Source organism: Natranaeroarchaeum sulfidigenes (assembly GCF_017094485.1).
GTDB classification, from domain to species: Archaea; Halobacteriota; Halobacteria; order Halobacteriales; family Natronoarchaeaceae; genus Natranaeroarchaeum; species Natranaeroarchaeum sulfidigenes.
In genome coordinates this window covers 2,038,206-2,057,737 of sequence record NZ_CP064786.1, presented here as the reverse complement: position 1 = coordinate 2,057,737, position 19,532 = coordinate 2,038,206, and the positions used below count along the sequence as shown (strand labels likewise).

The 19,532-nt window shown below is 62.1% G+C and carries 24 protein-coding genes and 1 tRNA gene; 10 read left to right on the top strand and 15 right to left on the bottom strand.

Features of this window, described 5'->3' with window-relative positions; translation table 11 throughout:
* The first annotated feature begins 31 nt into the window (after nt 1–31).
* Nucleotides 32–925: a phosphogluconate dehydrogenase (NAD(+)-dependent, decarboxylating) gene (gene gnd / locus AArcS_RS10620; RefSeq protein WP_238477392.1), complete on the top strand. Its 894-nt coding sequence runs from the start codon at nt 32–34 to the stop codon at nt 923–925.
* A 22-nt stretch (nt 926–947) separates the two neighbouring features.
* Here the strand turns inward: gnd and AArcS_RS10615 are convergent, their stop codons facing one another.
* A complete protein-coding gene (locus AArcS_RS10615; protein WP_238477391.1) occupies nt 948–1,571 on the bottom strand; it encodes a DJ-1/PfpI family protein in 624 nt (207 codons plus the stop codon).
* 98 nt (nt 1,572–1,669) lie between these two features.
* Between AArcS_RS10615 and AArcS_RS10610 the strand changes: the two genes are divergently transcribed.
* On the top strand, nt 1,670–2,248 hold the full coding sequence (locus AArcS_RS10610; RefSeq protein WP_238477390.1) for a 2Fe-2S iron-sulfur cluster-binding protein: 579 nt from the start codon (nt 1,670–1,672) through the stop codon (nt 2,246–2,248).
* A gap of 36 nt (nt 2,249–2,284) precedes the next feature.
* Here AArcS_RS10610 and AArcS_RS10605 read toward each other — a convergent pair whose 3' ends face one another.
* Nucleotides 2,285–3,100: a hypothetical protein gene (locus tag AArcS_RS10605; protein ID WP_238477389.1), complete on the bottom strand. Its 816-nt coding sequence runs from the start codon at nt 3,098–3,100 to the stop codon at nt 2,285–2,287.
* Between the two features lie 37 nt (nt 3,101–3,137).
* Nucleotides 3,138–3,656, bottom strand: coding sequence for a hypothetical protein (locus tag AArcS_RS10600; RefSeq protein WP_238477388.1), 519 nt, complete (start codon nt 3,654–3,656; stop codon nt 3,138–3,140).
* An 82-nt stretch (nt 3,657–3,738) separates the two neighbouring features.
* On the opposite strand from AArcS_RS10600, the gene AArcS_RS10595 reads away from it, so the two are divergent.
* Nucleotides 3,739–4,302 carry a DUF7978 family protein gene (locus tag AArcS_RS10595; RefSeq protein ID WP_238477387.1) on the top strand — a complete coding sequence of 188 codons (564 nt, stop codon included), beginning with the start codon at nt 3,739–3,741 and terminating at the stop codon, nt 4,300–4,302.
* A gap of 1 nt (nt 4,303) precedes the next feature.
* Here AArcS_RS10595 and AArcS_RS10590 read toward each other — a convergent pair whose 3' ends face one another.
* Entirely contained in the window at nt 4,304–4,597 is a 294-nt protein-coding gene (locus AArcS_RS10590) for a hypothetical protein (RefSeq protein ID WP_238477386.1), read from the bottom strand.
* 363 nt (nt 4,598–4,960) lie between these two features.
* On the opposite strand from AArcS_RS10590, the gene AArcS_RS10585 reads away from it, so the two are divergent.
* Nucleotides 4,961–5,686, top strand: coding sequence for an SOS response-associated peptidase (locus AArcS_RS10585; protein ID WP_238477385.1), 726 nt, complete (start codon nt 4,961–4,963; stop codon nt 5,684–5,686).
* 40 nt (nt 5,687–5,726) lie between these two features.
* Nucleotides 5,727–6,983, top strand: a complete 1,257-nt coding sequence (locus tag AArcS_RS10580) for a hypothetical protein (protein WP_238477384.1) — start codon at nt 5,727–5,729, stop codon at nt 6,981–6,983.
* A gap of 151 nt (nt 6,984–7,134) precedes the next feature.
* On the opposite strand, the gene AArcS_RS10575 is transcribed toward AArcS_RS10580, so the two are convergent.
* From AArcS_RS10575 to AArcS_RS10555, 5 genes are all read right to left on the bottom strand, one after another.
* The gene (locus tag AArcS_RS10575; RefSeq protein WP_238477383.1) at nt 7,135–7,842 is read right to left on the bottom strand and encodes a 5-formyltetrahydrofolate cyclo-ligase; all 708 of its coding nucleotides are present in this window, start codon (nt 7,840–7,842) and stop codon (nt 7,135–7,137) included.
* 25 nt (nt 7,843–7,867) lie between these two features.
* Complete coding sequence (locus tag AArcS_RS10570) at nt 7,868–8,371, bottom strand: metallophosphoesterase (protein ID WP_238477382.1); 504 nt, start codon at nt 8,369–8,371, stop codon at nt 7,868–7,870.
* Between the two features lie 86 nt (nt 8,372–8,457).
* The gene (locus tag AArcS_RS10565) at nt 8,458–8,745 is read right to left on the bottom strand and encodes a hypothetical protein (protein WP_238477381.1); all 288 of its coding nucleotides are present in this window, start codon (nt 8,743–8,745) and stop codon (nt 8,458–8,460) included.
* Between the two features lie 211 nt (nt 8,746–8,956).
* On the bottom strand, nt 8,957–9,418 hold the full coding sequence (locus AArcS_RS10560; protein ID WP_238477380.1) for a deoxyuridine 5'-triphosphate nucleotidohydrolase: 462 nt from the start codon (nt 9,416–9,418) through the stop codon (nt 8,957–8,959).
* 374 nt (nt 9,419–9,792) lie between these two features.
* Nucleotides 9,793–9,942 (bottom strand) — tRNA-Met (locus tag AArcS_RS10555).
* A 121-nt stretch (nt 9,943–10,063) separates the two neighbouring features.
* On the opposite strand from AArcS_RS10555, the gene AArcS_RS10550 reads away from it, so the two are divergent.
* A complete protein-coding gene (locus AArcS_RS10550) occupies nt 10,064–11,188 on the top strand; it encodes a DUF7115 domain-containing protein (protein WP_238477379.1) in 1,125 nt (374 codons plus the stop codon).
* Here the strand turns inward: AArcS_RS10550 and AArcS_RS10545 are convergent.
* The 6 genes from AArcS_RS10545 to AArcS_RS10520 all read right to left on the bottom strand — a co-directional run bounded on the left by AArcS_RS10545 (nt 11,172) and on the right by AArcS_RS10520 (nt 16,165).
* Nucleotides 11,172–11,528 (bottom strand): DUF5830 family protein, encoded by a 357-nt coding sequence (locus AArcS_RS10545; protein ID WP_238477378.1) that lies wholly within the window; start codon nt 11,526–11,528, stop codon nt 11,172–11,174. The two genes, AArcS_RS10550 and AArcS_RS10545, sit on opposite strands and share 17 nt — an antisense overlap.
* 64 nt (nt 11,529–11,592) lie before the next feature.
* A complete protein-coding gene (locus AArcS_RS10540; RefSeq protein ID WP_238477377.1) occupies nt 11,593–12,453 on the bottom strand; it encodes an aminotransferase class IV in 861 nt (286 codons plus the stop codon).
* A complete protein-coding gene (locus AArcS_RS10535) occupies nt 12,450–13,115 on the bottom strand; it encodes an anthranilate synthase component II (protein ID WP_375139605.1) in 666 nt (221 codons plus the stop codon). Before AArcS_RS10535 ends, AArcS_RS10540 begins: the two co-directional genes overlap by 4 nt.
* Nucleotides 13,115–14,650: an aminodeoxychorismate synthase, component I gene (pabB, locus tag AArcS_RS10530; RefSeq protein ID WP_375139604.1), complete on the bottom strand. Its 1,536-nt coding sequence runs from the start codon at nt 14,648–14,650 to the stop codon at nt 13,115–13,117. The genes AArcS_RS10535 and pabB overlap by 1 nt, the downstream gene beginning before the upstream one ends.
* Nucleotides 14,651–14,701: 51 nt before the next feature.
* Nucleotides 14,702–15,310: a helix-hairpin-helix domain-containing protein gene (locus tag AArcS_RS10525; RefSeq protein ID WP_238477375.1), complete on the bottom strand. Its 609-nt coding sequence runs from the start codon at nt 15,308–15,310 to the stop codon at nt 14,702–14,704.
* A gap of 54 nt (nt 15,311–15,364) precedes the next feature.
* Nucleotides 15,365–16,165, bottom strand: a complete 801-nt coding sequence (locus AArcS_RS10520) for a shikimate dehydrogenase (protein WP_238477374.1) — start codon at nt 16,163–16,165, stop codon at nt 15,365–15,367.
* A gap of 116 nt (nt 16,166–16,281) precedes the next feature.
* Between AArcS_RS10520 and AArcS_RS10515 the strand changes: the two genes are divergently transcribed.
* From AArcS_RS10515 to AArcS_RS10500, 4 genes are read left to right on the top strand one after another with little or no spacing between them, the layout of a single operon-like run.
* Complete coding sequence (locus AArcS_RS10515; RefSeq protein WP_238477373.1) at nt 16,282–17,658, top strand: D-aminoacyl-tRNA deacylase; 1,377 nt, start codon at nt 16,282–16,284, stop codon at nt 17,656–17,658.
* Nucleotides 17,659–17,706: 48 nt separating this feature from the next.
* Complete coding sequence (locus AArcS_RS10510; RefSeq protein WP_238477372.1) at nt 17,707–17,865, top strand: DUF7559 family protein; 159 nt, start codon at nt 17,707–17,709, stop codon at nt 17,863–17,865.
* Entirely contained in the window at nt 17,862–18,281 is a 420-nt protein-coding gene (locus AArcS_RS10505) for an Hsp20/alpha crystallin family protein (RefSeq protein ID WP_238477371.1), read from the top strand. Before AArcS_RS10510 ends, AArcS_RS10505 begins: the two co-directional genes overlap by 4 nt.
* A gap of 54 nt (nt 18,282–18,335) precedes the next feature.
* A complete protein-coding gene (locus AArcS_RS10500) occupies nt 18,336–19,526 on the top strand; it encodes a CBS domain-containing protein (protein ID WP_238477370.1) in 1,191 nt (396 codons plus the stop codon).
* Nucleotides 19,527–19,532 lie beyond the last annotated feature (6 nt).

The window sequence follows — 19,532 nt, the reverse complement described above, 5'->3', positions numbered from 1 at the left end:
GCATAGGCCCCCCGGCAATGGATCGGGTAGTATGCAACTGGGCGTTATCGGTCTCGGGCGTATGGGGCAGATCGTCGTCGACCGCGTGCTCGATGCGGGCCACGATGTTGTAGCCTTTGATCTGGACGAGGAAGCCGTCGCGACAGCTGTCGACGCGGGCGCGGAACCAGCGGAGTCGGTCGTCGACCTGGCCGAACAGCTCGGCTCGAAAAAGCGGATCTGGTTGATGGTCCCCGCAGGAGCGGCGGTCGACGCCGCGCTCGACGACCTCGAACCGTATCTGGACGCCGACGATATCGTCGTCGACGGCGGGAACTCCTACTTCCAGGATTCCGTGCGCCGCGCCGACTCCACGGAGGTGGCGTATCTCGACTGTGGAACGAGTGGTGGCCCTGCCGGTGCCGAACTGGGATTTTCGCTGATGGTCGGCGGCCCCGAATGGGCATATGAGGAGCTGACACCCGTATTTGACGCCATCGCGACGGGTCCCGCGGGACACGACCGAATGGGGCCCGCCGGAAGCGGCCACTACGTGAAGATGGTTCACAACGGCGTCGAGTACGCGCTCATGCAGGCCTACGGCGAGGGGTTCGAGCTACTGGCGAACGGCCGGTACGATCTGGATCTCGAAGCGGTCGCGAATACCTGGAACAACGGCGCGGTCATCCGCTCGTGGCTGCTTGAACTGTGTGAGGAGGCGTTCCGTGAGGAGGGTAACGAACTGGGCGACGTAGCAGATCACGTCGCTGGTGGGTCGACGGGGACGTGGACGGTACAGGAAGCACTCGAACAGGAAGTACCGACGCCGCTGATCTATCAGGCGCTCGCCGAGCGGTTCGGCAGTCGCTCCGAGCGGTTCTCCCGACGGCTGGCGAACCGGCTCCGGTACGGGTTCGGGCGACACGAAGTGGCACGCGAGGAGTAGCACCTCTACTCGGCTGCTGAGGTCACTCCCGTCCGGTAACGTGAACGTCGTCGCTCCGTTCGTGCTCGATGGTCGTTGCAACCTTGTCAGCGACATCGGCACCACAGAGCTGTTCGACGATCCACAGCGACAGGTCGATCCCGGCGGTCACACCACCTGCAGTCAGGAGGTCGGTGTCGTCGACCACGCGCGCGTGGACCGGCACTGCCCCGTGGTCAGGTAGCTGGCCGTGGGTTGAAGCGTGCGTCGTCGCCGGGCGTCCATCCAGCAGGCCTGCGATTGCCAAGATCATCCCGCCGGTACAGACGGCTGCGATAGTCGTTCCGGCGGCGTGGCGACGTCGAACCGCATCGATCGCTGTCTCGTTCTGAGCGAGTGCCCACGCGCTTGCCTCGCCGCGCGTGTTCCAACCACCGCCGGGAACGACGAGCAGGTCGGGGTCGTCCCCGATCTGGCCATCCGGTTCGATCGTCAGTCCGTGGCTGGCGGTGATCCGCTCGGCCGATGCGAGCGTCACGAGCCGGACGTCGATCGAACATCCGTGATCCGCGGCCGTGGTGAACACCTCAAACGGTCCAATCACGTCGAGTTCGTCGAACCCGTCGTAACAGAGGATCTCGATCGTAGCGGGGCTGTCGACGTCCATATGCTGCCGTAGTTATCAGCCGATATCAAAGTCCGCATCTGGCGGACGATCCGCCAACAATCACAATACAATTAAACCCGCAATCCGAACCCCCTCTCATGTTTAACGAGCTGGGGATCGCGATCGGGTTCAGTCTGACCCTGATCGCCGTGCTCATGCATTTCTCCCGTGGGACGGGATGGACATCGAACGAAGATATCTCCCAGGAAGTTCTCGAACGACGCGCGGAATCGGTACCCGAGACGGACTTCCCCGAGCCGATGAACCGGTCGATCGGCGGCGGCGCACCGACGGGTGCGATCGGTGGTGGCGAGGCCGGTGGCGAACTCGCGGAGGGTGGCGAGGAGGCCGAGGAGGAGAGCGGACCGGGCGATATCCCCGAAGACGAGATCGAGTACTACGAGATCGAGTTCGTCAAGGAAGGGGAGACGATCGAAGTGGCGAACAACGAGACGATCCTCGAAGCGGGCGAGGACGAGGGCTGGGACCTGCCCTACGCTTGCCGTGAAGGCTCGTGTGTCTCGTGTGCGGGCCAGATCGATGGCAACACCAGCGACTTCATCGAGCACGACGACCAGTCGATGCTCGGTGACGCGGAGCTCGAAGACGGCTACACGCTCACCTGTGTCGCGTACCCCCGCGGTGAGTTCTCAATCGAGACCGGCGAGCAGCCCTGATCGGCCTCCCTCTGTTTTCGGTAGTCGCGTCGACGTTCAGTCTGTGATCGAGTCGTTGATCCGTTCGGAAAGCCTTGCCCGGACGCTACCGAGGTGGACACCTTCCTCGACTAGCGACTGATGCTCCTGCCGCAGTAGACGGTCGAACAGGTAATCGAACAGAGCGTCGGACTCGGGAGCATCTCCTTGCTCGGACAGCGTCGTTGCCGCGCGCTCCAGTCTCCCCGGCGTGGCGAACTCGTCTACGACTTCGGCAGGGTCCGCGGTAGTCGGTGGTGTCTCCTCCGGTTCACGGAACTGTTCGGCTTGGATCGCTGCGCGTTTACCGGTTTTCGAGCGAAGTACGACGCCGTAGGCCTGCCCGTCGTACCAGTTCGACCCGGGAACGGTGTACGATTCGGGATCGAAGTCGGTGGCCCGAATCTCCTTTGCGAACGCATTGACTGGGTCGAGGTCGAGCCGCTCGAAGGCCTGCTCGACGGCGTCCGGCGGCAGGAACCGCTCGCCGTCCCAGACGTCGATACCCAGCACCGGCGGCATCCTGTCCCAGTCGTACGGAACAGTCCGCTGGTAGGTCGCGACACTGTAGAAGACGACCCCGTCGAGGTCGGCGCTCAGGGCAGCCTCGTAGTCGAGCGATCGTTCGACGAACTGTGTGGCGTACCGGTACTCCAGCGGGATGTCGTCTGGCGAAAGTACTCGGGACTGATCGCCGAACTGGAGACCACCCGAACTGTCAATCCGGAACCGGAGCAAGTCCCCGTCGATCAGTTCCTGAATCCAGAGGTGTCCATCCTCGAGTAGCTCGTCGGCAGCCGAATCGAGTGACGGGATCGAGAGATACGGATGCATACTGTCGGGGACGTTCTCTCGCGTCTTACGTGCTTGGTCAGTGGAGCGTCCCCTCGCGTTTCTCGACGTCGTAGGCGAACAGCGCATATCCGACCTCTGCAGGCGAGTATCCAGTGTCCGCTGCAATCTCGCGGATCGGGCCGATCATCGTCACGTAGTCGTCGGCATCGAAGGACTCCTTGCGCCCGTCGAGATAGCCAAGCCGGTCGAGCGACGCCCAGACCCGGGTGTCGACCACGGCGTGACGCTCCGGATCGAGCGCAGCGAGGATACAGGAGGCAGTGGGCGCTTTGAAGCCCGAGAGTCCGGTCAGAAGCTGGATCTGTGAGAAGTCGTCGTCGAGTGCCAGAACGTTTGCCGTCACCGTCTCACAGCGCTCTTCCGGGTTTTTCTCGACGTGGTACGCGCTTCGAGTCGAGGATTCGTAGGCGATATCGTACAGCTGGTCACGCGTGAGATATCCCTGCTCGCGGAACTGCTCGCCAACGGCGTCGAGCCGTTCGGGTAGCACACCCTGCGTCTCGGCGTAACGGTCGAGATACGTTTCGACGTCCATAGTCGAGCGTTGTCGGCCCCACGTCACATTGGTTTCGGTCCCGGCCAACAGGTATTTTTATTCGGAACGACCCAGGGTAGATATGTCCCAATCGGACAGCCGCCTCCAGAACGTACCGCTGGTCCAGGGAAGCGTCGCTGGGCTGTTGACATGGGTCCTCGGCTATCTGTTCACGTACCTGATCGCAGGTGACGAGGTACAGGAGTCAGAGATCAACCAGTTCCTCGAGTTCATCGGCGAGGAGCCAGCGACCTACGAGATGGTCGGCTGGGTGTTCTACAACGCCCACTTCGTCGATACCACGTTCCAGAACGTCCCATTCTTCGGGTCCGAAGCATTCATCGGCGGCGAGGATGGGTTCACGATGCTTCTCTACGTAATCCCGCCGCTACTCCTGATCGGTGCTGGACTGGCAGTCGCACGCTACAGCGCAGCACAGAACGCCAACGACGGGGCGATCGCCGGGATAAGTGTGGTCCCCGGATACTTGCTCCTCTCGATCGCTGGCATCTTCCTGTTCGAGGTGACGCTTGGCGACGCGAGCGCAGCACCCGACCTCGTGGCAGGGGTCTTCCTCGCGGGTCTCGTTTTTCCGGTACTGTTCGGGGCTGTCGGCGGCGTGCTGGCTGGAGTAACCGCCGAGTAAGCTATCGGGTGTCGATCCCGGGGAACGACCTGTCGGGATGGCGGGCCGGCAGATCCGATTCCCCGTCGTCTTCGACGATCACGAAATCAGTTTCTCCGATGTCGTCCGGCTCCTCGACGATCACGAAGCCCGTTTCGCCGATCGATTCGACTGGCTGAAGCCCGGGATACCGTGCATCGGCGTCCGGCACGGCAACGAGCCCAGTCTCCTCTTGTTCGTCCTCGAGGAGCACGAAATCGGTCGATTCCTCGCCGTCCACCAGGACAAACCCCGTTTCGGAGTCGTCGGGCACCATACTCTATGCTAGAGGTTCCCAAAACATTAGTCTGCCGGCGATGTCACTATCGTTCCCGAAGCTGCCACCACGTCGCGAACTACAGAGTTTGAAGGAGAGAGCCCACGGCTTTAGCCGTGGGGTGAATCCGACTTTGCTACAGGTCGTCCCATAGATCCATAACGGACCGAAGTGGCGAATAAACTCCCGGTCGCAGCGGGCGACGTTGGCAAGGCGCTTCCGGAGCGGGGAGCTTCGGTCCACATTCAGGATGAGAAGCTCTCAGGCTGCGTCCGAGCGACTCGATAGCTGGTCCACGTCGGGCGTGCCCAGCAACCACCCGTTGGGCGAGGGTTTTCCTTATCCGCAACCGTAGGGTCGTGCATGTGTGGCCGTAGCTCCCTCTTCGCGGCGCCCTCAACGATCGAAGAACGTTTCGAAGTGTCGATATCTGCTGATTTCCAGCCGTCGTACAACATCGCTCCGGAGGACGAGATACCGGTCATCCGGGATGAACTCTCGGGACACGTCAAGCTCTGCTCGTGGGGTTTTGTTCCACATTGGGCCGACGACCCCGGCGAATGGAACGGCCTGATCAACGCGCGCACCGAGACTGTGGACGAGAAACCGGCCTTCCGCGACGCGTTTACCCGGAACGGACAGGCGGACGCGGAGCGCCCGACCGGGGGACACTGTCTCGTGCTTGCGGACGGCTTCTACGAGTGGCAGGAGCGTACCGACGGCAAACAACCGTTCCGGGTCGAACGGGTAGATGGGGAGCCGTTCGCGATGGCCGGTCTCTGGTCACGCTGGAGCGACGGCGATCACTCGACGACCACCGTGACGGTGCTGACGACAACCCCGAACGCGCTCATGGAACCGCTCCACCACCGGATGCCTGTCGTCTTCGACGCCGACGAGGAGCGGACGTGGTTGAGCGAGTCGCCACAGTCGAAAGCGGAACTGCTCGACCCCCACTCGGGTGACGACTTCGAGAGGTACCCGATCTCCGCTGCGGTGAACGATCCCAGAAACGACTCTCCCGGGATCATCGAGCCGGTAGACGCGCCCGAGAGTGACCCCCAGACCGGTCTCGATCAGTTCGGCTAGCCGACAGCTATACTTACCACAGGCCGAAACCGAACACGAGATGCCAGTACGGACTGGCGAGATCGGGCCAACGGAACCCGAAGTACTCGCCCACACGAAACGCGCCCTCTTTCCCGGGGATAATCGGGAGCATGGCTACGCAGTCGTCGACACACAGTTCGCGACCGACCGGTGGCTCGCCGAGCGACGCGTCGACCCCCGAATCACCGAGTCGCTGTCGCCGTTCAACAGGGTCGAAATCGGCACGGGCTATCCCGATCTCGTCGGCGTGGGGTGGCTCGACGACGAATGGGTCTTTGGCGAGCCAACGCGTGACCACCCGCCGCTGATCGCGGTCGAGGCGAAGGGGTATCGTGAGGACGACTACGTCGACATCGAACAGGGAATCGTACAGGCTCACGACCGAATTGCGGAGGCCAATGCCGCCTATCTCGCCGCGCCACAGGACGCGATCAGCGCCGCAGCACAATCCCTTGCGCAGGACCTGAACGTCGGCGTGCTCGGCGTCGCAGCGGGCGGCGACGTCGATGTACTCGAAGCGCCACGGCTCGTCGGTGCGGAGTCACCGACGACCGCCAGCGCGATCCGGTTTCAGACAACTGCACAGGGTGTTGCCGATCAGTCGTTCGGTCTGAACCACCCGAAGAACTACCTCGCATACCCGCTGGCGGTCCATCACGACGGTCCCACCGCGGAGTTGATAGAGAAATACGTTGTCGGAGCAGTCGACAGTGCCCGAACCGGCGCGGGGTTTCTCGGTCTGATCGAGTCAGTTCCTGACGGTGACGTTCACGTCACACCACTCGGGCGTGAAGTCGTTCGATTCGCGCTCGAACGGGCCGATGGATCACTGGGTGACGCCCTGGCTCAGTTCGACGACTGGCGACGGACTCGACAGCGATTCGCCGAGCAGGCGCCAGCGTGGGGTCAGCTCACCCGTCGTGTGCTCTCCGAGTACCCCGCGACGCCCCTGCTGGTCGAGGAGCTACAGTCACTTGCCGACGACGGAATATCCGCCCCATCGCTGCGCCAGTTGGTGGTCCACCTGCACGAACACCATCCAGCCTTCGCGGTCGAGCTGTTCGTTCGCGGGACCGACGACGCCCGCGAGCGAGTGTTCGCCGACGAGAATACGCTCGACCGGGAAGCCCTTGCCGACGGAAACGTCTATCACTCGGCGACGACGTTCCAGCTCAAAGCGTTGCTCTACCACGCGGGGATCCTCGCCGAACGTGGCGCGGAACCCCACCGGATCGATCCGACGACCGACTGCTGGGCGCTGGCGACGCCGTTGTAGCCCCTGACAATCGGCGCACACAGGTATATATATGAAACCGTGGCAATCCCTCGGTATTCCCCGTCAACTCACCCGCTGTGGACTGCAGTAGCGCGACACATCACATCGGGACGCGCTGTGTCGCCTGCTCGCCCAACCGTGGCCACCCCTGCTAGCCGTCCCGGAGCTCCTGCAGGACCGGCATCTCTTCGATCCGGTCGTCGTCGAGCGCCGACCAGTCGATCCCGTCCGATCGATCGTAGCTCGTGTTCGTTTCGATAGCTCGTTCCGGCGTCACGATTAGATCGAGTGGGACGTCGTGTTCGTCGACCGCAACCGCCTCGTCGACGACCTGTAACTCGTGGACGGTCGTAACGACCGGCGTCGTGTCGTCGACGAGCCCGAGCGCATCCAGTAGTGCGTACTCCAGGTCGCTGTATCCCTCACCTTTGCCGATCCGTGCCCCTGCTTCGTTGACGACGACGCTCCCGGAGACGATCAGGTCGACCGACTCGACTGCGTCGGGACCGATCTGGATGCCGAGTTCGCTCGATCCGGCGATCGTCGTCGCCCGATGGTAGTCGTCGATCTCGTCCGGATCGAGTCGGAGAAAACAGTCGGCGTCGCGGAGCCGCGGGACCGCCATGTACAGCGTCTTCCCAGCTTCGAGTGCTCGCTGTCGGACCGGACGCTGAGGCGAGTCGGGATTGATTTTGATGGTTTCGGCGGCGCTCCACTCGGGTCGCTCAGAGAGCCGCTGTGCGGCCTCGTCAGCGCCCGCGAAATTGGGAATCCGGCCATGTGGCGGAAATGGGAACCGCGCGTCGCCACTCTCCTCTAGCTCGTCCCAGATGCACTCGCGGAGGTCCTGTTTGTCCATTGTGTTCGGGATGACACTCAGTGGTTCACTCCTCGACGGCGACGAACTCGACGTCGTCGCTCTCGGTGTCGACGATCGCGATACTGCGGTGTTCGTCCGGCACCGTGGGGAAGTGAGCACCCGGGTTCAGCACCGTGGTCCCGTCGACCTCGCGTTCCTCGGCGACGTGGTGGTGGCCGTAACAGACGTACTCGTACTCGCCCGACGCAGCATGCGCCTCGATGTCGTCCAAGCTCTCACCGTGAAGCACGGCGAACGTCATCCCGTCGAACTCCAGTTCGGTGAACCGCCCGTGGAGTTTGCTTCCGTTCCCGAGCTGACGGAAAGCGGACTCCAGGCCGTCGAGCTCGCCGTCGTTGTTCCCGAGAACGGCGTGGACTTCCAGCCCATCGAAATGGGGAACGACGGGTGGTGCGATCACGTCGCCACAGTGGATGACCGTCTCGACACCTCGTTTCTCGAAGACCGATACCGCGCGGTTTACAGCCGATACGTTGTCGTGCGTGTCCGAGATGACGCCTACAAGCATACTTGTTCGAATCGTAGAGGATGGAGCACTACAGTAGTTCTGGTCACAAAGTGCTCAAACAGTTGGCGAAAAAACGTCCGGGACGGTCAGTTCCGGGACTGAATCAGCTCTTCGATCGTCTCACGAACGTTCCCGGTCGATCCCGCCAGGGGCATCGACTGCAGCTGTTGTTCGATGTCGCGCTGCTTGAAGTGATTCGAGAGCGTCAGTATCGTCGGTGCCCAGAGCCCAACGAAGATCCCCAACTCGCGGTCACCACGCGCAAAATAGGCGTACAGTGCTAGCCCGACCGATACTACCGATGCAATGAGGGCCGTGTCCGCACCGGCCTCCATCGTGGAACCTGTCTCGTCTGACGACATTGTTTGGCTCATATTGTGCCGACGTACGCTATCACCGCAGGCCTATTAATGACGGATAACCGTTCACAGAGATGTCGAACGGATTGTCATTGACTTCTCTCTTTTAAGCAGATTTTTCTTCGAGTGAGTGCCGCGAATGTCAAAGAGTAGCGGACAGTCTAGCTAATCAAAATGTGAGACCGTCCCGAACTGTTCACCCCGAATCGATCCGAGTAAGCACCTCCTACAGGTTCTCTTCTTGATACGATCCGTCATAGGACCCCACGTGTTCAGCACGGGACAGGACGAGCTGGGCGATTCGGGCATCCTGTTGTAGTTCGAGTTCGTAGTTGACATCGAGTAGTCCTTCGCCGCGGCCTGTGTAGCCAGCGTCCCACACCGCAGTGTGCAGCATCGCGGAGTTTCGCATGAGCGACGAGCGTGGCAGGACGAACCCAATGTGTCCCTCGGGGATCGAAATCGTCTCCCCATACCGCGCGATGTAGTGTCCGGGATCGAGGTGATATGCCCCTGCTGACGTGGCTAGCTCTTGTCGCTCGCCGATCGATTTTCCGTCCCGGTCGATCCGTCCTGACTCCGTCTGTTCGAACACGTTCGCAACGGTCAGGTCGACCCCGTTCGGCTGGATTTGCTCGTCGGTAACGGAAGAAAGCTGTTCGGCGACAAACCTGCCTGATCGGAACATACGCTGGAAGGTATACACTGGACAAAAAATCCTTCGGGACGGACGTTCGCCGACGGTTGTGTCGTTCTGGAAGTTCCAGGGGAGGGCTCCAAACGACGAGAAGAGCAGGCGCTTCTCTCCTCTGGACTCGCTTCGCTCGTGCAGATCCTACGGGTTCTCCACCCCGGGATTTCCTGAGTTGTCACTCACACGAGGTTCGTGACAGTTGAAAATGCCCGGGGAGGGCTCCGAACAACCGGGAGAGCTATGCTCTCCCGTACTTTCGATCGTTCGCTGCACTCACTCACGAGAGCCTACGGGTTCTCCGCCCACATGTGGCACTGGCTTTCGGAACTCGTCACTCACTACGTTCGTGACGTCGCGTAGAAAGCCAGTGCCCGGGGAGGGCTCCGAACCCTCGATCTCCGCATGTCCCAGGTTCGAGGCTCGGCAGTCCTCGTGTGGACATGAGAGGCTTCCAAGGTACCGCACCGAATCTCTGAACCCTATGAGTGCGGCGCTATGTCCAGCTAAGCCACCCGGGCTCATCTGCGAGTTGTCCGCTGATTATCTTTAAGCTTCTCATCTACGCCGAGTTCGTGTGTTATTCGTTCACACTACGATCGGAGCCTGCAGTTTTAAGCCATGGGGGAAGAACACACGTGCATGAGCGAACCCGGTGTCGTAGAATCCGCTCTTGACGGAGAGACGGTCGCCGCGTCGGTGCCGTTAGGCGGAGAGGACCAGCTGTATATCACGCCGACCCGAACGCTGATCTACCGGGCCGAGGGCCTGTTGAGCGACGAGTCGGTCGAAGAGTACCCACACGATGCGGAGCGGCTAACTATCTCGGAGGGCCGACGCAAAACGCGGTTCAGTCTCGATTATCCGGTTGATGGAACCCGCGAGTTCACGATTCCATCGAAGTGTGCTGACGACGTGATCCATCCTGTCGTCGCTGGGATCATAAATGCCGCAGGGATCACCGAACCAGGAGAGACAGTCCTGTCGACCTATCGATTCAGCGAGCTGACGCTGATCGTCACGAGCGAGCGGCTAGTCAAACACATCGGCGCAGCCGTCTGGGACACCGATTACGAGGAGTTCCACTACGACGACGTAACTGATCTAACCTTCGAGAAGGGTAGCGTCGCAACACAGGTAGTCCTCGACGTGGACGGCCGCCAGCAGCGGATCAAAGCACCGAACGATCAGGCACGGGACGTCGAGAGCAAACTGTCCGACGCGCTGACCGCGTACCACGGCGTCGACTCGATCGAGGAGCTACGAACCGCGAACGAGTCGGAAGACGAGGAGCCAGCCGAGCAGCCGGGTGCTGGTGGCGTGGCTTTCGGCGAAGGTGTTGATCCGCTTGAAGCCAACCCACCGTCGACCGAGGGTGACGAGGAGCTCTCTGCTGAACAGGTGATCGAGGACTCGGGTGGAACGGAGGCAGTAGAGACAGCGGAGCCATCGAACGATCCTGAGGAGAGCGGAGCGCCTGATACTGACGCGACCGAGTTTGACTCCGAGGGTAGCACAGACCGCTCACAGTCGGTTAACGAGCGGGGACAAACGACTGACGACGAATCGTCACGGAACACAGCCGATGACGACGGGTTCGATTTTGAGGATGTCGGCTTCGAACCGGCAGAGAGCGATCCTGACAGCAAGGCGATCGCCGAAGAACTCGCCGAACTGCGGGCGGTCGTCGAGCATCAGAACGAACGGCTCGACAAACAGCGCGAGGCGATCGAGCGACTAATCGAAGAGCTCAGTCGCGGCCGGTGACCTTCCGGATACAAGAGGAGCCAAAGGGACCCAGTTCGCCCGCATCGTACTTGATGAAGTGCCCAGTCGAGAGCCCCGCCCCACAGCGCTGACACTCGAACTCGCCGTCTTTCTGGACGACCTGACTCTCGTAGCTGACAAACTCGCTGTGTTTCGGGCGGATGATCCCGTCCTTGCGTTCGATAATCCCGCGTTTCTCTGCAGTGTCGAGGATCTCTCTGGTGACTGCGGGATGCGTGGAGACGGTCTCCAGCCTGTCGACGGCATCGGCGACGCTTAGCTCATCGTGTTCCAGCGAGCGCAAGAGGTCGAGGCCGAGCGCTATCCGGTCGTCCTGCATCTATCTCCGAGTGCTCGGCCGAGGGGATTAAACGTTACGCGGCCGGCCGCTTGGATTCCACCCATCACTCGTAGTGATCCCGTTCGACACGCGCGTCAAACCGCCGTGAGAGCAGCGTGGTCACCGGCCCACTGCCAATCTCGATGCCGTCGAGCGTCTCGATCGGCCGGAGCTCCCACGTCGAGTTCGTCAGGAACGCTTCCTTTGCCGAGCGAACGTCGTCGGGTGTGTACTGGCCCGTATAGACCGGAATGTCGGCTTCATCAGCGAGTTCGATGACGACCGATCTCGTGATCCCCGGCAATACCGGCCCATCGAGGCTCGGTGTGTGAAGCCCGTCCTCCCCAACGAAAAATACGTTGCTCGTCGCTCCCTCCGCGACGTAGTCGTCAGTATCACGCAACAGCGCTTCGTCGGCGTCCTCGATCAACTCGGTTCGTGCGAGGATCCCGTTGAGGTAGTTGTGTGTCTTCGCGTCGGCCGGGATCGCGGCGTCCGGAACCCGCCGAGTCATCGTCGTCTGGACGGTCGCGGGACCGTCCCAGACGGGTTCTCCCTCCGTTCCCCCGCGTGGGAGTTCTGCGACGATGACGACAACGGTCGGATCGGTTGTCGGCCCGGGGGTCAGCTTACCGGGCTGGACGCCACGCGAGATGGAGAGTTTGACGTACGCATCGGTCAGGTCGTTGGCCCGGAGCGTTTCGAGTACGCGCTCGTGAAGTTCCTCGTCGTCGATCCCGTGGTCGATCCCGAGTGTCTCACAGGTGTTCGCCAGCCTGTCCGCGTGAGCCTCCCACTCGAAGACGGTGCCGCCGTACGCGCGCACGGTCTCGAACGCAGCATCACCGTACATGAAGCCCCGATCGCGGACGTTCACCGTCGCCTCCGACTCCGGGACGAGCTCGCCATCAACGTGGTACTTCATGATTTGGCTCCCCCGTCGACGCATCTCGCGAACGAACAGAAGTTCTCGATCAGGCGTTTACCGACCGACAGATCGAGGCCGTCCCGATCGTCGTCTCGTGTGACCGTCCCGGTCAGGATGCTCTCGGGATGGAACTGGACGCCGATGTGGGGGCGCTCCCGGTGGCGGACGGCCATCAGTATCGATCGCTCGTCCGCAGTTCGAGCAGTCTCCATGAGCGGGTCCGGGAGATCCTCACGTTCGACTGCCAGTGAGTGATAGCGTCCGACCCGGAACTGTTCGGGCATGTTGTCGAAGATTCCACGCCCATCGTGATCGATCGTTGAGGGCTTCCCGTGGACGACATCGGGCGCATGGACCACTGGCGCACCGTGGGCCGCACACAGCGCCTGATGCCCGAGGCAGACACCGAGCGTCGGATACGTTGTCTCTGCGAATATCGGGATCGAAACGCCCGCGTCCGCCGGCGTGCCGGGGCCCGGCGAGATGACGATACCATCGGGATCGAGCGCCCGGATCCCCGCTACGTCGATCTCATCGTTCCGTCGGACGATAACGCTCTTTTCGTCGGTCGCCCCGGCATCACGCTCTTTCGCCTCGGCCTCCGCGACGAACTGGACGAGGTTGTACGCAAACGAGTCGTAATTGTCGATGACGAGCATCACGACTCACCACCTCCCGTGTCGAGTTCCATCGCCGTCTGATCGCCAAGCGCCTCGTCTACGGCCCTGACGAGTGCACGTGCCTTGTCCAGCGTTTCGGCGTACTCCCGCTCGGGCTCTGAGTCGTGGACGATCCCTGCCCCGACACGGAGGTGGTACTCGTCGGCGTGACGGACGAGCGTTCGAATGACGATATTCAGCGTCGCCCGACTGTCGAAGCCGAGAACGCCGATCGACCCCGTGTAGGGCCCCCGGCGGGTCGCTTCGACCTCGTCGATAAGCTCCATCGTTCGGGGTTTCGGTGCTCCGGTGATCGTCCCGCCGGGGAAGACCGCAGCGATGGCGTCCGCGAGCGTGGCATCTTCCCGCAGTTCGGCCCCGACGCGGGAGACGAGATGCATTACTTCGGAGTACCGGTCGACACGCCGGTATTCGGAGACGTCGACGCTGCCGTATCGGGCAACCTTCCCGAGATCGTTGCGTTCCAGGTCGACCAGCATCGCGTGTTCTGCCCGCTCTTTCTCGTCGCCCGTCAGTTCGGCTTCGAGTGCCTCGTCCTCCGCCTCGGTCGCACCGCGTGGTCGCGTCCCGGCGATCGGTTCGGTCTCGATCCGGTTACCCTCGCGCTCCAGCAGGAGCTCAGGGCTGGCGCTGACCAGATCTACGGACGGAAACTCCAGCAGTGCGGAGTACGGTGCAGGGTTGACCGACCGGAGGGCTGCGTACGTGTCGACCGGGTGGACTGCCGCCGGAGCGGTCAGACGTTGTGAAACGTTCGTCTGAAAGGTATCGCCGTCGCGGATGTACTCTTTGATCGTCCGGACACGGTCGGCGAACGCTTCCTGTCCACAATCGCTCGAAAACTCGGCGGTGTCGCCTGTGACTGGCGGTGCACCCACCGTCGGATCGCCCTCTGTAGCGGCGGTCGCAAGCCCGAGTGCTCGTTCCCGGCCCGTTTCGTAGGCGGTCCCGGGATCGTCGGGGTCCACTCGCGGGCAGGCAGTGATACGAAGGGTCGTCTCACCCGCCCGTGGTTCCGTCCATGCGGCAACCCGGTCGTAGACGCCAATCTGTAGCTGCGGGAGGGATCGATCGTCGACCGCCCTTTCGGGAAGGTCCTCGATCTCCCGGATCAGATCGTAGGAAAGCCAGCCGAAGGCACCGCAGGGGTACGGAACCGAACAGTCCCCTCTCTCGAGTGTCTCGCCGTCGAGCAGGCCTTGCAGAGCGGTAAGCGACGGTGATTCGTGTCCAGAGACGGCGGTTCCTTTTGACCGGTTCGACTCGTCGCAGGGTGTTGCATCAGGGCGGGTGGTCATCATTTCAACCGGATCAACAGCGAAGTACCCCCATCCGGGCTGACCGCCGGTGGTTTCGAGGATGACACCCCCTGATCCTCTCCGCGCCCGCCGATACGCCTCGAACGGGTCCTCGACATCGACGCGGACCTCGACCGGGATTCGTGTGCCCGACGTGACGTCCATGGCCGTCGCTCGAAACTCTTCGCTGGTAGTTACGACCGACGGTGTGTCCATGTCTGCCGGAAGGAACGCGCGGAATAATGATCTTCCGGTTCGAGCAGTCGCTTACCGGACTTTCGCCTGCTCGACCCAGTTTTCGACGCGGGATTCTGCAAGGTCGGATTCGGCCGCGATCGCAGATGGGTCGGCGGCGGCAAGGTCGGCGATCGACTCGACTCCTACATCCGCGAGTCGCTCCGCGTACGCGGGCCCGATTCCCTTGATGTCTTCGAGCTCGCCCTTCTCGGTTGTCGGGTCCTCCGTTGTTTCGTCGTCGTCCTCGTTTGCGTCTTCGCCGTCATCCGCAGCAACGTCTGCATCGTCTTCCGGATCGTGACCTTCCTGGACTACGTCTTCCGACTCGGTGTCCTCGGCGACATCTTCTTCGTCGTCAGGTTCTGCCTCGTCGATCAGTTCGTCTTCATCGACCGATTCGTCCTCCGCGTTGATCTCCTCTTCCGGTTCCCCCGTTGCATCATCGGGTTCCTCGTCGGTGTCTTCTTCGGCGGTGTCTTCGTCCGCTTCCACGTCGGCAGCGCCGCCCGTATCGACGGCGTTTGCGTCTGGGTCGTCTCCACCGACATCTCGTTCGACCGTCACCCCAACGTCCTGACGCTGCCTCTCGTCGGTGCTGTCGAGCCCGAGAAGCGACTTCAGCTTGTCCAACAGTGACATTGCAAGATAGTTGATAGTCGTTCTACTTAAACCCGTCCGACACCGGCTCGATTTTCACAGCGCTGTGCGGAGCGCCTCGTTCATCGCATCGACCGGCGCGTCCCGGCCGGTCCAGCGCTCGAACGCCTCGACGCCCTGATACAGCAGCATCCACGCGCCGTCGATCGTCGTCGCTCCCTGTGCCGCCGCGTCGCGCAGGAGCCGGGTTTCGAGGGGGCGGTAGACCGCGTCGAGAACTGCCAGATCACCGTGGAGGGCCTCGGCCGGAACCGGGGTTGCATCCTCTTCCATGCCGACGCAGGTTGCGTTGACCAGCACCGAGGCGTCCGCCAGCAGTGCCTCCAGTGAATCGAGGCCGTGGCCCGTTGCCCCCGGCACTACTGAAGCGAGTTCGTGCGCACTCGATTCCGTTCGGTTGGCGATAGCGACCGACGCTCCGGCGTCCGCGAGCATGAACGAGATGGCACGGCCAGCCCCGCCTGCACCGACGACCACTGCGTTCTCCCCGTCGAGAGCGACGTCGTGACGCTCGAAGGCCCGTCGCGCGCCCGCCGCGTCCGTGTTGTGTCCGGTCACCATCTCGCCGGTAAAATCGATCGTATTGACCGCGCCGATCCGGGACGCCATCTCGTCGACGTCGACGTGATCCAGTACGTCCTGTTTGAACGGAATCGTGACGTTCAGTCCGGAGATACCGAGTGCCTCCGCGCCATCGATCGCCCGACCGAGTTCTGCGGGCTCGGGTTCGAACGTGACGTATCGGGCGTCGATACCGAGCGCTTCGTAGCCCGCCTCGTGCATGGGCGGGGACAGCGAGTGACCGACCGGGTTGCCGAGGAGTCCGTACACGTCCATGGCCGTGAGAACCCGGTCCTGGTGCATAAGCAGTTCGGAGCGGGCTCGGATTCAGCCGGAGTGCGGCCACAGCAGTAACGACGCGCTTTACTCCCCTCGTCCATTGAGTGCGTATCGTGATTGCGATCGTCGTCAGCAGGGCGGACTCTGCGTCCGAGCACATCTTCGAGCAGCTACTGGCAGCGCGGGACTGGGACAGACGCGTCGACGAGCACCGCGAGGACGGCATGGGTGGCGGCGATGTCTTCCGGATCGATGGCTTCGAGCTTCGAACCTTCGACGACTGGCATCTCGAACTGGACGATGCCGCCGAACCGTTTGACGATCCAGACCTCCTCGTCTTTGCGTCCCGGCATTCTGGGGATACTGGACCCCTGCTGACGGCTCACTTCACCGGGAACTTCGGTCCAGCAGAGTTCGGGGGTGAGGATCGCTCGCTTGCCGCCACCTGTCCGAGCGCCCTCTCGGAAATCCTCTCGGCGTTTGACGAACACGCTCCAGCCGACTACGACACCGGGATCGAGTGTACCCATCACGGCCCGACCGAGGTCGACGTCCCGTCCATGTTCGTCGAACTGGGAAGCGGCGAAGCGGAGTGGGCAGATTCCACGGCCGCAGCCGCCGTCGCGCGTTCGATCCTCGACCTCCGGGACGTGAAGCCACATGCGAAGCGCCTGGATGGTGATACCGAGACACAGAACGGCGAACCCCCGCGGCGACAGCTCGTCGGGATCGGGGGCGGTCATTACGCGCCGCGATTCGAGCGAATCGTCCGCGAGACCGACTGGCACGTCGGCCACGTCGCTGCCGACTGGACGCTCGATGAACTCGGACCTCCGGAGCGACACCGGGACGTCCTTGACGAAGCGTTCCAGCAAAGCGAGGCCGAGTTCGCGCTCGTCGCGGATACGGACCGCGATCTCGACGATGTCAGGCGGGTGCTCTCGGAATCGGGCTACCGGATCGTGAGCGAGACGTGGCTCCGTGAAGTCGACGACGTTCCACTCGCGCTTGCAGACGATCTCGAATCGGCGCTCTCCCCGATCGATGACGGGCTCCGATTCGGGACGGTGCCTGAGGGCTGGGACGACTACACTATCCAGGAGCTCCCGACTGACCTGCTCGACGAGGCTCAGGGGATCGCGTCCGCGACGGTACGGAGTGCAGTCGAGCGGGCGACACTGGCTTTCGAGACTGTCGAGAACGGCAACCGGGTACGCGGACGGGCGGCCGTCTCGAAGACGTCTGACTACGATGCGCTCATCGACGCGCTCGTCGATGTGCTCGACGGGGAGTACGAGACAGTTCGCCGTGAGAACGGGCAAGTCGTCGCACAAACAATGGCATTCGATCCCTCACTCGCCCGCGAGGCTGGCGTCCCCGACGGTCCAGCGTTCGGAAAACTCTCGAACGGCGAACCCGTCTCGGTCGACGGGCGGACGATACACCCTGACGATGTCGAGTCGACGCGGACAGTGACGTTCCCTGTTTGAACCACCGTCGCCGAAAACGGTTTTTCCCTGACGCCCCAAGGAGGTGATATGCCACCAACTCTGGAAGTCGAATGTACGAGCGATGAATGCGAGATCGATATGCTTGAACTGCATTACACCTACGATATGCCAGACGACGTAGGAGTCGACGACTTCGTCTGTCCGTACTGTCAGCGTTCGTCCGTACTCGAGGAGATCGTCGTATGACGCTCCGCGAGATCGGTCGATCGGTCAGTAATACGCTCCTCCGTGGCGTTGGCCGGGTTTCCAGTAACGTACAGGAGAGCAAGTCGATTCCGGTCGACTTGCTCGAAAGCGACGACGCAGTCTTGGCTGTGTTCGACGCACCGGGGACATCTCGGGATGATGTTCAGGTACGGTTCAGCGAGGGGAGTCTCCATATCCGTATCGACCGGTTCCGCGAAGAGCACGACGGGTTCGAGACGGTGTTTCCCGGGCGTGGACTCGCACTCACGGGCGAAGTAGAGCTCCCGGCCGATGTCGAGGTAGACCCGAACGCAGCAACCGCAACGATCACAGGAAACGGCACACTGGAGATCCACGTCCCGAAAGTGGATAGATCCGACGAAACACAGGACGACGGTCTCGATGTCGAGGTGTAGTACCGGTCATGGCGATGGCCGGAGATTCAAGGTCGCGCCACCCCAAGAGAGGGTATGCGAAGTTTCCGGATCGGTACCGCATTCGGTATCCCGATCAAGCTCGATCTCACCTTTCTGTTAGTACTACCGCTGTTCGCGTATCTGATCGGCTCTCAGATCACGGCGACCGCGGAGTTGCTCAACGACGCGATCGCCGCGGGCATTGAAGTGGATGCGATCACCACCGGGCTGACACCTTGGGCCCTCGGACTTGTCGCAGCGATAGGGCTGTTCGTCGGTATTCTGCTGCACGAGCTCGGCCACTCGTTCGTCGCGATGCGATACGGCTACCCGATCGACTCGATCACGCTCTGGATATTCGGCGGTATCGCCGCACTCTCGGAGATGCCCGAAGACTGGCGACAGGAGTTCAATATCGCTATCGCGGGCCCCATCGTCAGCGTCCTCGTCGGCCTCGTCTGTTATGGACTGTTCGTCGGCGTCCTGCTCGTCGAGCCGTTCGAATCGGTCCCCATCGTGACCTTCGGAACACTGTTCGTACTGGGCTATCTCGCCGTCCTGAATATCGTCCTCGCCGTATTCAACATGATACCGGCGTTCCCAATGGACGGGGGCCGGATCCTCCGGGCATTCCTCGCCAGAAACCGGCCGTACGCGCGTGCCACCGAGATGGCCGCCGAGGTCGGAAAGTTCTTCGCCGTGCTCCTGGGGCTGTTCGGCCTGTTTTCGTTCAACATCATCATGATCGGCGTCGCCTTCTTTGTCTACATCGCGGCGTCGACGGAGGCGAAACAGGTGATGATGAAGGCCGCACTCGAAGGTGTAACCGTCGCGGACGTGATGACGCCCGCAGAACGACTTCACACCGTCCCACCGGAAATGACGATATCCGAACTGCTCCAGAAGATGTTCACACAACGTCATACCGGGTACCCCGTAATGTCGAATGGGCGACCGGTCGGTATCGTCACACTTGATGACGCCAGAGAGGTCCAGCCCGTCGAACGGGACGCATACACCGTCGATGATATCATGACGAGAGACCTCCGAACGATTTCGCCCGATGCCGACGCCATGGAGGCGATCACGACCCTCCAGCAGGACGATATCGGCCGACTCCTCGTTGTCGACGGGTTCGGTACCGTTGTCGGGCTGGTCTCACGTACCGACCTGATGACTGCGCTGGATGTCATTCGGTCGTCCGGATCGGAATCACTTGGGGACCAGACTGAGCCGATCCGATGAACCCGA

What these genes read in the sequence shown, in the direction of transcription:
- gnd (WP_238477392.1), top strand. Translation starts at nt 32, where the DNA reads ATGCAACTGGGCGTTATCGGTCTCGGGCGTATGGGGCAGATCGTCGTC.
- AArcS_RS10615 (WP_238477391.1), bottom strand. Translation starts at nt 1,571, where the DNA reads ATGGACGTCGACAGCCCCGCTACGATCGAGATCCTCTGTTACGACGGG.
- AArcS_RS10610 (WP_238477390.1), top strand. Translation starts at nt 1,670, where the DNA reads ATGTTTAACGAGCTGGGGATCGCGATCGGGTTCAGTCTGACCCTGATC.
- AArcS_RS10605 (WP_238477389.1), bottom strand. Translation starts at nt 3,100, where the DNA reads ATGCATCCGTATCTCTCGATCCCGTCACTCGATTCGGCTGCCGACGAG.
- AArcS_RS10600 (WP_238477388.1), bottom strand. Translation starts at nt 3,656, where the DNA reads ATGGACGTCGAAACGTATCTCGACCGTTACGCCGAGACGCAGGGTGTG.
- AArcS_RS10595 (WP_238477387.1), top strand. Translation starts at nt 3,739, where the DNA reads ATGTCCCAATCGGACAGCCGCCTCCAGAACGTACCGCTGGTCCAGGGA.
- AArcS_RS10590 (WP_238477386.1), bottom strand. Translation starts at nt 4,597, where the DNA reads ATGGTGCCCGACGACTCCGAAACGGGGTTTGTCCTGGTGGACGGCGAG.
- AArcS_RS10585 (WP_238477385.1), top strand. Translation starts at nt 4,961, where the DNA reads ATGTGTGGCCGTAGCTCCCTCTTCGCGGCGCCCTCAACGATCGAAGAA.
- AArcS_RS10580 (WP_238477384.1), top strand. Translation starts at nt 5,727, where the DNA reads ATGCCAGTACGGACTGGCGAGATCGGGCCAACGGAACCCGAAGTACTC.
- AArcS_RS10575 (WP_238477383.1), bottom strand. Translation starts at nt 7,842, where the DNA reads ATGGACAAACAGGACCTCCGCGAGTGCATCTGGGACGAGCTAGAGGAG.
- AArcS_RS10570 (WP_238477382.1), bottom strand. Translation starts at nt 8,371, where the DNA reads ATGCTTGTAGGCGTCATCTCGGACACGCACGACAACGTATCGGCTGTA.
- AArcS_RS10565 (WP_238477381.1), bottom strand. Translation starts at nt 8,745, where the DNA reads ATGAGCCAAACAATGTCGTCAGACGAGACAGGTTCCACGATGGAGGCC.
- AArcS_RS10560 (WP_238477380.1), bottom strand. Translation starts at nt 9,418, where the DNA reads ATGTTCCGATCAGGCAGGTTTGTCGCCGAACAGCTTTCTTCCGTTACC.
- AArcS_RS10550 (WP_238477379.1), top strand. Translation starts at nt 10,064, where the DNA reads ATGAGCGAACCCGGTGTCGTAGAATCCGCTCTTGACGGAGAGACGGTC.
- AArcS_RS10545 (WP_238477378.1), bottom strand. Translation starts at nt 11,528, where the DNA reads ATGCAGGACGACCGGATAGCGCTCGGCCTCGACCTCTTGCGCTCGCTG.
- AArcS_RS10540 (WP_238477377.1), bottom strand. Translation starts at nt 12,453, where the DNA reads ATGAAGTACCACGTTGATGGCGAGCTCGTCCCGGAGTCGGAGGCGACG.
- AArcS_RS10535 (WP_375139605.1), bottom strand. Translation starts at nt 13,115, where the DNA reads ATGCTCGTCATCGACAATTACGACTCGTTTGCGTACAACCTCGTCCAG.
- pabB (WP_375139604.1), bottom strand. Translation starts at nt 14,650, where the DNA reads ATGGACACACCGTCGGTCGTAACTACCAGCGAAGAGTTTCGAGCGACG.
- AArcS_RS10525 (WP_238477375.1), bottom strand. Translation starts at nt 15,310, where the DNA reads ATGTCACTGTTGGACAAGCTGAAGTCGCTTCTCGGGCTCGACAGCACC.
- AArcS_RS10520 (WP_238477374.1), bottom strand. Translation starts at nt 16,165, where the DNA reads ATGGACGTGTACGGACTCCTCGGCAACCCGGTCGGTCACTCGCTGTCC.
- AArcS_RS10510 (WP_238477372.1), top strand. Translation starts at nt 17,707, where the DNA reads ATGCCACCAACTCTGGAAGTCGAATGTACGAGCGATGAATGCGAGATC.
- AArcS_RS10505 (WP_238477371.1), top strand. Translation starts at nt 17,862, where the DNA reads ATGACGCTCCGCGAGATCGGTCGATCGGTCAGTAATACGCTCCTCCGT.
- AArcS_RS10500 (WP_238477370.1), top strand. Translation starts at nt 18,336, where the DNA reads ATGCGAAGTTTCCGGATCGGTACCGCATTCGGTATCCCGATCAAGCTC.